The following is a 12725-nucleotide window of genomic DNA, read 5'->3' as shown; positions in this document are numbered from 1 at the left end:
TTTCCTTCTACATTTTCTCAGAAATGGTAAATCTTCCAAAACTGGATGCTCCCTTTCTCTTGAATATGGTGACTTTACGTCTTTGCCAGAATGTATTGGTGAATTAAAAAGTCTTGAATTCTTAAATATCAGAGGAAATATTTTAAGAGATTTACCAGAAAGCATTGGCAATTTACAAAATCTTCAATATATAGATGCTCGTGACAATATGTTAGAGTCTTTGCCAGATAGTATTTGCGATTTGAAATTACTGGAGGATATCAACATAGAGAATAATCCCAAGTGGAATTGGAATTATATCCCAAAGCATATCCGCAAGCTATTGGAGTAGAATCGCCGATACATTGTATAGCTCGTAAACCTTTGTATTTATCCTATTAAAAGTGAAGGTTCCTACAGAGGTAACATTATTTACTAAATTTTTTCAGTTAAACTTAAATTCTCTATGATATACTCATGTAATCAAGAATACCAGTAATATGGATATTAAAACTTAGTATTATGTCTAGTCAAGAACAAAATTCCAACAAAGCATTGAAGCAAACGCAGGTTAGCGCAACAAAGAAGAAAGTACAACCTCCCCCAGACCTCAAAAAACCAAAGAAAACCGAATAAAAATTATTAAAGTTACTTGTAGAGACTTAAATTCAATTAAGTCTCTGCAATTTTTATCAAAAATAAATCAGCTTATTTATTTTTTGCTTGAGTCTTTGCTTGTTCTAAAGCTATTTCTTTGATAGCCTGATATGAATTAACATTTGAAGTACCTTCAATAGCTTTAACTGCCAAATCCTGAACTTGTTTGAGAGCGGATTCAAGTTGTTTAGAAAGATTTTGAATTCGCGTTTCTTGATTAGTAATAGTTTGTTCTAAAGATTGCAGTCTTTGTTCATAGAAACGTTTTTGGCCTTCCACTTCCTTAGAATATAAATCTGATTTGACTTTAGCTTGGTAGTGGGCGATGCTTTTACCTTCTTCTGTAGCTTTTTTTATGGCTGCTTCTTTATCTTTCGGAAAAGCCTCTACCTTGGCTTTTAACTCTTCAAATTGTTTCTCTCTCTCAGAAATCGCTTTCTCCCGTTCAGCCCATTGCTTTTCTGTTTCTTGTAGTAATTCTTCTAATTGCTTATATAACGCTTTTTGCTGTTGCTCGTATTCGTCATTTTGCAGTTGCCGCTGGAGTTCTAGATTATACTTGTACTCTGCTGCATCACGTTGCCGAGTTTTATTCAAGTTTTCATTTCGTTCTTTTATTGCCCGTTGCTGTTCCTCTTGTTCTTTTCCCCAAGTATTTCTTTGCTCTAGTATTTCTTGGAATAACACTTCAGAACGTTGGTTATATTCTTCCTGATAAGCTTTAGTATTATCTTCATAGGCTTGGATGAGAGTATCCAAGATATCATCAGAAATTTCTAAATTATGCAGCTGTGTTAATTGTTGGATTTCTTCTTCTAAAGTTCGCCTGATTTCTTCCAACTTAGAGGCTTTTGTGGTTAGCTGTTCCGATAATTCATTAGCAGCACTGCCAAAACCTAATTGAATCTTTGCCAAGCTTTCAATTGTATTGTTCATCTTCTGTTGGACACTAGAAAGCTGATTCATAGCTATTTTTTGTTCTAATTTAGGCTGTTCTTTAGTTCCAGACTGGTTTTCTTTGCCAACTTTATCAAGTTCTGATTTCAATGCTGCTTTTTCTTTTGCCAACTCTTCATACGCCTGAAGAATTTCTACTTTAGTATTCTTATCAGTCGGTTTTTTCCCCACCACAACAAACCTCCTCTTCAGGAATTCAAAATAATTAAGATGCTACGAACTCACAACTATTTAGGGTTAGAACTACCAAAAGCCCTCATAGCTAAGTCTTGTGCTTGTTTTAATGCAGTTTGCAATTGAGCAGAAATGCCTTCTATTTGCTCTGATTGTTTCTTAATTGTTTCTTCCAGAGATTGAATTTTTTGTTCATAGCTCTGTTTGTTAGATTCCCATTCTCTTTCAAATAAATCAGCCTCAATTTTAGCTTTTTGGCTTGTTTCTTTAATTGCTTCTTCTCTAGCTTTCTTAACTGCTTCTTCAAGTTCGCTAGGAAATGTAGTTACCTTTTGTTCATAATCTGCAAAGAGTGGTTGGCGTTCAGCGAAGATTTTTTCTCGTTCTGCCCAATCTTTCTCTTTATTTTGAGATTTTTCTAGTATTTCCCTTTGTTGTTGGCGCTTTATCCCTTCGTAGCTGTCTGTATTGAGTTTGCGAGTAGTTTCTAACTTATACTGGAATTCTTCTTGTTCTTTCTGGCGCTCTTTGGTTAATAAATCATTGTATGCTTGAAATTTTTCTTCATACTCTGCTTGTTCTTTTTGCCATTCTTTTCGCCTGATTGTAATTTCTTTCTCTAGTGCTTCCCTTTTGCTAATAGTATCTTGTTCGAGAATTTTTAATTTTTCTTGGTGTTCTTGACTTAAAACGTCTAAAGTATCTGCTACCACTCTAATTTGTTGCAGTTCTTGTAGACGTTGGGTTTCAATTTCTATAGCTCGGTTCAATTCATCTAACTTGGAATTTTCCTGAGCTAGTTTTTCGGATAATCCGTTAAGAATACTGCCAAACTCTAATTGTAAATCAGCTAAACCTTTGACAATACTATCAACTGTATATGCAGAAGCTGTTTGCAGAATTTCTTGACTTTTTGCCTTTTCTGCTTCCTCTTGTTTGGTTGCTATTTTAGATTCAAGTTTTTTTCTTTGGATAATAATTTGTTGAAATGCTTGCATTAGTTGTTGTTTGCTGTCTTTGACTCCAACTGTAGTCATCTTCCAACTCCCTTCAATAGGCAAATGATTTATTGGGTAGCAAGCCATACCAATGACTACCCTATGCAGACATCAGAGTAGCCTTTTAATCAACATTTTTAACGCGGTGGAAATACTGAAATGATCCACATCTGACACTTAGTGGGTACGAATTTTCCACATATATGTCTTTCTGCTTTTCAGCTATAGTTTTCCCTTTGGAGATAGTAGTATTTTTGTACTAAGATAAATATACCTAAACTAATCTCCTCTGTCAAGATAATCCTTCATGCAATAATGCCTTTCCATTTTGTGAAGACAGAATCGAAAATTCAAAGTTTTTAATTAAAAAACTATTTAGAAGCTTGCAGACACAGTGATTTATGATTTAAGAGACTGCTGTGGTGTATGTTACTTTATGTAAATAAAATCTAAAAGAATTAACCTTAGTAGAAGCGCAGTTGCAGTAAGGCGAGATAATAGACTTAATCATCCTAATTGATACAAGCACAGTCCTAGACTTTTGTGATATCAATGTATACCAGTGAATCGACCAAATACTCTGCCAGAACGGACATTGGACAAACCAGCCGTATTCTAGTAGTAGAAGATGAAGAATTAATCCAGGAAATGCTAGCTGTAGCTCTGGAAGAAGAAGGTTATGGGGTGATAACTGCCCCCGATGGGCGGTCTGCTATAGAGTATCTTAAAAGTTTTGAAACCAATTCAGGGGAACTTCCCTTCGATCTGGTCATTCTTGATTTGATGCTACCGCAAATCAATGGGCTAGATATTTGCCGTTTGCTGCGTCATCAAGGCAACCCAGTACCTATTTTAATGCTCAGTGCTAAAGGTAGTGAAACTGACCGTGTTTTGGGGTTAGAGGTGGGTGCAGATGACTACCTGACCAAACCCTTTAGTATGCGCGAGTTAGTGGCTCGTTGTCGCGCTTTACTCCGCCGCCAACGCTTAAGTAATTTACCACCAATACCAGTATTAAAATTTAAGGATGTCTCCTTAAATCCCCAAGAATGTCGCGTGCTAGTTCGCGGTCAAGAAGTGAGTCTTTCTCCCAAAGAGTTCCGCTTGCTGGAATTGTTTATGAGTTACGCCCGTCGGGTATGGTCACGGGAGCAATTGCTCGATCAGGTTTGGGGGCCTGATTTTGTCGGCGATAGTAAAACTGTAGACGTTCACATTCGGTGGTTGCGCGAAAAATTAGAGCAAGACCCCAGTCATCCCGAATATATTGTGACTGTAAGAGGTTTTGGCTATAGGTTTGGATAATTAGTTGGGATAGTTGTTAGTTTTTAGTAGTCACCAAGAAACTAACAACTCAAATGCTTTTATTGGGATTTTTTCTGGGTTTAGCGGTAGGCATTGGGTTTTGGGTTTGGCAACAGGTTCAACTTAACCGCTACCTGGGCCGCTTACTTCGACCGTTGACCTCGCCTTCTTATAAGATGGGACTGCTGCTGATTCCTGGGTTGCGGCAGGAAATAGCGATGGTGAAACAGCAGCGGCAAGATTTGCAACAGTCGTTGCAAACTTACCAAGACTTGCTAGATTTTGCTCCAGTGGGATATTTGCAGGTGGATGAGGAAAATCAACTGCTGTGGTGTAATCGACAGGCGCAGGAAATTTTGTATCTGCAAAGGTGGCAACCAGAACAGGTGCGCTTGTTATTGGAGTTGGTCAGGTCTTATGAACTCGACCATTTAATTGAGCAAACTCGCGATCGCCAAAAACCCCAGACGGGAGAATGGGTATTTCATCCCTCTTGTGATGATGCAGCAGAGATGGCAACAATCAAATCTCTGGCTTTGCGGGCCTCTAGCTTGCCTTTACCCAATGGACAAGTGGGAGTATTTTTAGAAAATCGTCAACCCCTATTAGATATAAATCAAGCACGCGATCGCTCTTTTTCCGATCTAGCACACGAACTCAGAACGCCCTTGACTTCAATTCGTTTGGTTGTAGAAACTTTACAAAACCGTTTAGAACCACCTTTAAATCGCTGGGTTAACCGCCTGATGCAAGAAGTCGACCGACTGATCAACTTAGTGCAAAGCTGGTTAGACCTTACCCAAATGGAAGCAAACCCAAATATGCAATTGCAAGCCAAAGCTGTAGAATTGCGATCGCTGATTACATCTGTTTGGGAAACACTAGAACCTTTGGCACAACGCCAACATCTGTCTTTTTCTTATTCTGGCCCCGAAAATCTGTGGATTAAGGCAGATAAACCCCGGATCTACCAGGTTTTTCTGAATTTGTTAGACAATAGCATTAAATACAGTCCTCCTTGCACAAGTATTTATGTTGAAGCGAAAATATTATCAACAAAGGATAACGATCCTGCTTCCTCAATCTTGGAAATAAATCTTATTGATTCTGGAGTCGGTTTTTCGGAAGCAGATTTACCCCACGTTTTTGAGCGATTTTATCGAGGAGATAAAGCTCGAACTCATTCCCCCCAAGATAGTAACTCTATAGGAGCGATCGTTGGCAATGGATTAGGATTAGCGATCGTTGAGCAAATTCTAATCGCCCACGGTGGTTCAATCAAAGCAATGAACCATCCAGAAACTGGTGGTGCGTGGATGCAACTCCAATTTCCTGAAGTTATGGCAAACTCCCTAAGCCAAGACTATAGTTAGTAATATCTTCACGTTTGAGACAACAAGTGTGAAAGCCGTCGATAATACTCCCAATCCTCAAAGACCACAACTCGCACGCGCCATTAGGCGCTTAGAACGGGATGTATTACGCATGGGTGCCTTGGTAGAACAATCATTTCGCCTCAGCCACCAAGCGTTATTTGCTCGTAACTTAACAGCAGCTGAAGAACTCCCCCGATTAGATAAAAAGATCGATCGCTTTTATCGTCAAATCGAATCAGACTGTACGGCAATTATGACGCTACAAGCGCCTACAGCTCCAGATTTGCGCTGCTTGAGTGCCTTTATGCAGTTGGTGCGAGATTTAGAGCGCATTGGCGATTATGCTGAGGATTTAGCTGAGATTGCGATTAAAATTTTTCCTTACGCGCCTCATACGTCAATGCCCGACATTGAAGCTATGTCCCTTCACGCGCAGGCGATGCTGGCAACTAGCTTAAAGGCTTTAGGAGATTTCGATGAAGCCGGTGGACGCCGTTTAAAGCATCTGGATGATACTGTAGATGATGCCTACGATCGCGTTTATCAGACTTTAGCCCAACAACGAGATGTGTCCGGTGTAGTCGAGCCAATTATACTACTAGCACTGGCAATTCGTTGTCTGGAACGTATGGCAGATCACGCTACGAATATCGGTCAAAGGGTAGCATATGTTGTCACCGGTCAACGCTCCTAATTGATATGCTGCAAAGATCCCCGACTTCTACCCTCCAGATGTCTGTAAGAAGTTGGGGATCTAAATCCAGCGATTTAGTAAGTGCCATTCCACCCTCATATCTTCATAATTTTTGCGCCTACATACTTACTTAGTCTTCAGAAAATACCAAATAATAAAAAATAAGTTAACTAAATATTTTACTAAAAGCTTACCTGTTCTTAAACTTACACAATTAAAGTAGCGGATAAACAACTAAAAATTTTGGCTATATCTCACTGATAAATTCCTTAAGTAAAAGTTGTTACCATCAGAAGATTTTGAGTTAGTTCCTAGCTCTGAATTGAGAAGAATAGACTTTCAGTTAAGACAGGTAAATTTTGATACAAATTATTAGAGTTTCTTAATCATTGTAAATAGCGAGATTCCCTGATAATTATGTAGTTACGGTTAATGATGTATTCCCCAAGTCCTACTTCAAACTCTTCTACCGTGGTAAATGGTTCTGCTTTGGACGAACAATTACCCCAACAGATATTTACCCGTCGGGAAGTAATTCCACCTGACAATGACGTAATTTGGCGAATTGAATATGGTGCAGTTCGTACCTTAACGTGGAGTGAAGATGGAACATTTATCACTCTTGGTTATTGGGGACTAGGGGATCTGATTGGCTATCCTTTGTCTAAGGTGAAACCCTACCAGATTGAATGTCTCACGGGCGTAGAAGTAAGCATTGTGCCGCCTCATTTGTGGCATCAAGATATTAATGCTTTGTTGTCTCATATTCAACAAGCAGAGGATCTACTAAGCATTGTGCATCAAAAACCAATTTCGCTACGCTTATGGCAGTTTTTAGTCTGGTTAAGTGAAAAATTTGGACGTGATATAGATAAGGGCAAGCTAATTGATTTAAATATTACCCATCAGGATATTGCTGAAGTTTTAAATACTACGCGAGTAACTGTTACTCGACTCTTACAGCAGTTAGAAGAAGAAGGAATAGTTGTACGTCACAAACGCCGCATTATCTTGCGATTACCAAATAAATTAATTAAAAACTATAGTTCAGCAGCATGTTAAATGAATTGCTTGTAATAATCACAGGGTAAATGTATAATCGTTGCTGTGATTGTGTGTAAAATCCACAAAAGAGAAGTGTTTAAAGCATTATCTCATGGCTGGATTATTGTAGGTGTGAGTGAAACAAAAAACATGACAAAACGATTCTGGAATCTTTTTAAGGTTAGTCCAATTGTATTAGCCGCTACATTTTTCGTTGCTAATAGTGCCTTAGCTGCTGAAGTTAACGAACAGGTAACAAATGTTGGCGAGTTATCTGAAACTCAAGAGTCTAACGACATGAGTCAGGTAACATCAGTTTCTCAGTTTTCGGATGTACAGCCTACAGATTGGGCGTTCCAAGCTTTACAATCTCTAGTTGAGCGCTACGGCTGTATTGCAGGTTATCCTAACAGTACCTATCGTGGAAATCGTGCTTTAACCCGTTATGAATTTGCCGCAGGTTTGAATGCCTGTTTGGATCGGGTTAACGAACTGATTGCCACAGCTACTGCCGATTTGGTCAGTAAACAAGATTTAGCTACTTTACAGCGCTTGCAAGAAGAATATTCTGCGGAACTAGCAACTCTGCGCGGTCGTGTAGATGGATTAGAAGCCCGCACTTCTGAGTTGGAAGCTAATCAGTTCTCCACTACGACCAAGTTGGTTGGAGAAGCAATTTTCGCAGTGTCTGATGTTTTTGGTGACAGTAGAGCAGTTCCTGGTGGTGCTCCTACTCAAGATTTGAACTATAACACTACTTTTAGCGATCGCGTTCGTTTGAACTTGTTAAGCAGTTTCACTGGTACAGACCAGTTGCAAATTCGTTTGAATGCTAACAATACCATTTCTAATGTTGGTAGCGTTGCTGGTGGTGTTGCAACCGGTACTGGTACTAACATGACCCGCTTGGCTTTTGATGGTGATAACGGCAACGCGGTTGTGATTGATAAAATCAACTATGCATTCAACTTTTCTGACGCGGTGCGTGTCAAAGTTGACGCTAGTGGTGGTGAATTATACGAAAACGTAAACACCTTCAACCCTGACTTTGCAAGCTCTGCTAGAGGTGCGCTCTCTCGCTATGGACGTTTTAGCCCTATTTACCGTCAAGGCCAAAATTCTGCTGCTTTGACTGTTACTTTAAATCCTAACAAAGCTATCAGTTTGACTGGTGCTTATTTAGCGCCTTCAAGTGGTACTAATGGTATCTTTGGTGCTAATAATCCCGGTATTAATAATGGGCTGTTCGATGGTGATAACACCATCTTTGGTCAATTAACTTTCAAACCCAGCAAAGCCTTCAATATTGGTCTAACCTACGCCCATAGTTACTTCGCTGGTAATGCTGCCAACAGTCTCTTCCAAGGAACAGGTAGCGCTTTTGCCAATAACCCCTTTGGAGCTGGTACTCGCACTGAATCCAATAACTACGGTATAGAAGCTACCTTCCAACTAGGCTCTACCTTGGCCATTAGTGGTTGGGGAGGTTATACAACTGCTGATGCTCTTACTGGTGCTAATGCGGGTACAGACGCCGATGTTTGGTACTGGGCTGGAGCGCTTGCTTTGAAAGACTTTGGTGGCGAAGGCAACGTTTTAGGTGTGATCTTTGGTCAACCACCCAGAGTTACTGGTGGTAGCATCAAAAATGTCGCTGGCAATACTACTTTTGACGACAGTACTTCTTATCACTTAGAGGGTCTTTATAAGTACAAGATTTCCGATAATATTCAGGTAACACCTGGCTTGTTGGTAATCTTCAATCCAGAGCACAACGACGCTAACGACACAGAATATGTAGGTACTCTACGTACTACCTTCACCTTCTAAAATTGGCAAAGCTCAGAATTAGATAAACAAAACCCCACTTTGAGGTGGGGTTTTGTTTAGGAAGAAAATTAGCTATGTAGGATGGTAATCTGGCTGATTGGATACATCTTTTGGGGGGCGATCGCTACTCCAAGCCCACCACACAGAACCACAGTGACAGTAATAGAACTCTTGCCATTTGCGACGACGGTCTTCCGTAAGTACAGGCGATCGCCGATTTAGCCAAACTTTCTCAGCTTCTAGGCTACTTGAGTGGCAGTTAGGACAGCAAAAATTGTATGCATGTATTGCCTTATTCGTCCATTCAGGTGGGAGGGTAGCAAAAGCGTCCATGTAGTTACAAATATAGTCTTAATGGCAAGCTAAAACTTTGAGGTTTGGAATTTGGCGGCAAAGGAATACTATAAAATCCCGCCATACTATCAAACTGCTGAATAAATATTCTTATAGATCGATCTGAATTTATTCAAGACTGTGAAATCTCATAAATCAAAGGTTAACACGAAAACTTTATTTTTTACACACCTAGTTACTATGCACATTATGGCTAATAATTAAATTTATGGAGCCAAATGTTGAAATTCGCCGTTTGTTAGATGTGATGCCTGCTTCTGGTCGGATGACGACAAAAATCGTCAGTAAGCCAGAGCAAGCAAAAGTAATTGACGCTTCCTTTCCCCAACCCTGGAACCAAGCGCGACCGATATATATTAATTTTGATTTGTGGCGTCGCCTGACAAAGCCGCAACGAGACTTGCTGCTGTTGCAGATGGTTAGCTGGTTGACGGGGGTAAAGTGGTTTAAACCCGACATTTATCAAGGCGTGGTGTTGGCTGGGCTGTTAGGCGGATTCTTGGAAGCAGCACAGTCAGATGTAGTGGGCGTTGCTGTCGCTGGGGGATTAAGTACGATCGCTGCTTTTCGGATCTGGCGCACTAATAAATCTCAAGAGTCAGAGTTAAATGCTGATGCAGCCGCAATTAAAATAGCACAGCGGCGTGGTTATTCAGAAGTTGAAGCAGCACAGCACCTATTATCAGCAATTGAAGCGGTAGCCAAAATTGAAGGACGTTCCAGTTTCAATTTTACTGAGTTGATTCGTTGCCAAAACTTACGAGCGATCGCAGGTTTATCACCAGTAGGTATACCAGAAAGTTATAAGTAAAAATAAGTAATAATCAGAATTCATAATTCATCTGTCTGAATAGTTAAAGAATCAGAAAAATATCTGATGATAATCGCATTTACAGCAATCTTGCCGTTCCAAATAAATTGGATTCTGAACTAACAATGTTAAATAATAAAATTAGCAAATATACTTCAAAATTACCTTTGAAGTCTTCTTGGTTTATTATTATTCTTTTTTCTTTTCTTGGTTTAATAGGTATTCTGAACCATTCAATGTGGCGAGATGAACTAAATCCCTGGCTGATTGTCAGAGATAGTGAATCGTTCGGGGATTTAATTGCAAATATTCATTATGAAGGTCATCCTGTTCTATGGTACTTTTCTCTGGCAATTCTGATAAAAATAGCCGAGAATCCAATTATTATGCAAATTTTCCATTTGGCAATTACTGTTGTTGCAGTTACACTTTTTTGTCTGTATAGCCCTTTTAACTATCAACAAAAAATTCTATTTTCCTTTGGATTCTTTCCTTTTTATGAATATCTTTTGATTTCTCGAAACTATGCCTTTAGTATGTTATTTGTTTTTGCCTTTTGTACAGTTTTTGCATCTAGAAAAATAACTTATGCTTATTTGGCAATTCTATTGGGTTTACTAGCAAATAGTAGTGCTTATGGTTTACTATTATCATTTTCTTTATTATTAACTTTGCTAGTTGAATTTTGTTTTGATAGCGAACATCGGCAGCATTATTTTAGTCAAACCAAAAAGTATGACTTATTTTTAAGTATTTTAATTATCACATTATCTTTTCTTTTATCTATTTATATTATTACTCCTCCGACAGATAGTTATCTTCACGGTGGGTTAAATAATGGTTGGCTAACAGAATTAGATATCCGTCATCTGTTAAGAAGTATTGGCAGAATATTTGGTAGTTATTTATTAATTATTCCTACACATAAAAGATGGCTGGATTTAATTGTTTGTGCGACAATTGCTTTATTTTTTGTAGTTTTAACTTTAATAAAGTTATCTGAAAAGCCAGTTGTTTTCTTTTTCTACATGATAGGCAATTGTATATTATTTGCCTTTACATACTTGAGATTTTTAGGTATGCCACGGCATTTTGGACATTTTTATTTAGTTTTCATAGCAGCTTTATGGTTGGGAAGTTATTATCAAAAGTCTATATTTTTACTTAATAAAATATCTATTTCTACACGTTCAATTACATATATTCACAAATGGCATTATCTGGCTTTGATGCTCATTCTTTATGTCCAGTTGGGGGGAGGAATTTATAGTTTTTCCAGAGATTTAGTTATACCATTTTCTGCTAGTCGCGAAACAGCCCAATATATTCACAAATCTGGATTAGATAATGAGTTTATTGTTGCCAGTCGAGATGCGAATATGGCTCCTTTATCGGGTTATCTGAATCGAAAATTTTACTATCCAGAAATTGCAAAAATGGGAAGCTTTACTTTATTTAAAAAAGGTCGTCAAGAAGTGGAACAAGCAGAGATATTAAGCCAGATTAATTCTCTACTTCAAAATCAAGATGAGCGAAAGAAAGTTTTGCTGATTTTAAATAAAAAACTGAATGTCAACCGCAATGATTTGAAAATTGTTCCGATTAAAGATTTTCAGAGAGGCTGGGTGGATAATGAAAGATATTATCTTTATTGGGTAAATGAAGTATAAGAATAATGCACCACAGAACTTTGTAGTTTAATATAGGATACACTTTTTTGATAACCGCTCAATAATCCGGGGTAAATCGCTCAGTGACAAGGCTGAAATGGCATAAACTCGTTCCTGAACTGGTAGTTCGCCCCGATTTATTGAGCGGATACCTTTTTTGTACTAGAGAATCAGCATTAACATTTGAATTTGTCCCTATAAATACTTGTTGTATCCAGTGGCTATTGATAACAAAAGATATTTCATTAAAGCTACAGCAAGGAACTAATCCTGCTTTCTTAGCCATTTTACAGTACTGTTCTGTCTTAAAAACTAAGGGCTTAATTGTTATACAAGCAAAATGTGTCGCCAAAACACCTCAAAAATAACGCTTTTGCATCCTTTGACTAGCTTGCCATCCCTGATAACTAGCTGGGATGCGTGAGGCTAATCTACACTGGAATAAGAGAATGTGTGTTTAACTGACTTAGATATCAAAACCTGGGGAGTTTTGTCATACTTTCTCGGTGTTACTTATGAAGTGATTACCTCGTGTGGTAAAACTTAACTTAAATTCTGTCAGTTACTAACGGAGTTGATGGGAATGAGTACCTTAATTTTTATTGGCTTGATAGTGGTTTACGGAGGCGGCGCTTGGAAATTTTGGAATGGGTTTGGACGGACTAATTTTAATCCAACTTTGACTAATCGGATTGGTTTATCTTTGCTATGGCCAGCTTTGTTTATTACAAATCAGTCTTATCGTCGAAACTTTAGAAAGGCGTTGAAGGGCTAGGGATTACTATTAAACCTAACGTCATCCAATCCTGACGGTGGTATATATCTCAAATAAATTTAACCTACAACCTCGCTTCCCTAATAGGGAAGCGAGGTTAG

At 38.6% G+C, this 12725-nt stretch carries 11 protein-coding genes and 1 pseudogene; 9 read left to right on the top strand and 3 right to left on the bottom strand.

Annotated elements, in window-relative coordinates; all coding sequences use genetic code 11:
* A pseudogene (locus tag RM368_RS12060) lies at positions 1-331 on the top strand (hypothetical protein); the annotation flags it as partial.
* 356 nt (positions 332-687) lie between these two features.
* Here the strand turns inward: RM368_RS12060 and RM368_RS12055 are convergent.
* Positions 688-1767: a hypothetical protein gene (locus RM368_RS12055; RefSeq protein ID WP_322694263.1), complete on the bottom strand. Its 1080-nt coding sequence runs from the start codon at positions 1765-1767 to the stop codon at positions 688-690.
* 53 nt (positions 1768-1820) lie between these two features.
* Positions 1821-2804, bottom strand: a complete 984-nt coding sequence (locus RM368_RS12050; RefSeq protein ID WP_322694262.1) for a hypothetical protein — start codon at positions 2802-2804, stop codon at positions 1821-1823.
* A gap of 513 nt (positions 2805-3317) precedes the next feature.
* Between RM368_RS12050 and RM368_RS12045 the strand changes: the two genes are divergently transcribed.
* From RM368_RS12045 to RM368_RS12025, 5 genes are all read left to right on the top strand, one after another.
* Complete coding sequence (locus RM368_RS12045; protein ID WP_094349166.1) at positions 3318-4070, top strand: winged helix-turn-helix domain-containing protein; 753 nt, start codon at positions 3318-3320, stop codon at positions 4068-4070.
* A gap of 53 nt (positions 4071-4123) precedes the next feature.
* On the top strand, positions 4124-5443 hold the full coding sequence (locus RM368_RS12040; protein WP_322694261.1) for a PAS domain-containing sensor histidine kinase: 1320 nt from the start codon (positions 4124-4126) through the stop codon (positions 5441-5443).
* A gap of 28 nt (positions 5444-5471) precedes the next feature.
* Positions 5472-6140, top strand: a complete 669-nt coding sequence (gene phoU / locus RM368_RS12035) for a phosphate signaling complex protein PhoU (protein WP_322694260.1) — start codon at positions 5472-5474, stop codon at positions 6138-6140.
* Between the two features lie 432 nt (positions 6141-6572).
* Positions 6573-7202 carry a Crp/Fnr family transcriptional regulator gene (locus tag RM368_RS12030; protein WP_322694259.1) on the top strand — a complete coding sequence of 210 codons (630 nt, stop codon included), beginning with the start codon at positions 6573-6575 and terminating at the stop codon, positions 7200-7202.
* A 132-nt stretch (positions 7203-7334) separates the two neighbouring features.
* Positions 7335-9014, top strand: coding sequence for an iron uptake porin (locus tag RM368_RS12025; RefSeq protein ID WP_322694258.1), 1680 nt, complete (start codon positions 7335-7337; stop codon positions 9012-9014).
* Positions 9015-9086: 72 nt separating this feature from the next.
* Here the strand turns inward: RM368_RS12025 and RM368_RS12020 are convergent, their stop codons facing one another.
* Positions 9087-9347 carry a hypothetical protein gene (locus tag RM368_RS12020; RefSeq protein ID WP_322694257.1) on the bottom strand — a complete coding sequence of 87 codons (261 nt, stop codon included), beginning with the start codon at positions 9345-9347 and terminating at the stop codon, positions 9087-9089.
* A 229-nt stretch (positions 9348-9576) separates the two neighbouring features.
* On the opposite strand from RM368_RS12020, the gene RM368_RS12015 reads away from it, so the two are divergent.
* The 3 genes from RM368_RS12015 to RM368_RS12005 all read left to right on the top strand — a co-directional run bounded on the left by RM368_RS12015 (position 9577) and on the right by RM368_RS12005 (position 12624).
* Positions 9577-10179 (top strand): DUF3318 domain-containing protein, encoded by a 603-nt coding sequence (locus RM368_RS12015; RefSeq protein ID WP_322694256.1) that lies wholly within the window; start codon positions 9577-9579, stop codon positions 10177-10179.
* Between the two features lie 125 nt (positions 10180-10304).
* A complete protein-coding gene (locus tag RM368_RS12010; RefSeq protein ID WP_322694255.1) occupies positions 10305-11849 on the top strand; it encodes a hypothetical protein in 1545 nt (514 codons plus the stop codon).
* A 583-nt stretch (positions 11850-12432) separates the two neighbouring features.
* Positions 12433-12624: a hypothetical protein gene (locus RM368_RS12005; RefSeq protein WP_322694254.1), complete on the top strand. Its 192-nt coding sequence runs from the start codon at positions 12433-12435 to the stop codon at positions 12622-12624.
* Positions 12625-12725 lie beyond the last annotated feature (101 nt).

Source organism: Nostoc sp. DedSLP03, assembly GCF_034530815.1.
GTDB lineage: Bacteria > Cyanobacteriota > Cyanobacteriia > Cyanobacteriales > Nostocaceae > Nostoc.
Note: the sequence above shows the minus strand (reverse complement) of the source record. Positions and strands in the feature narration are given on the sequence as shown.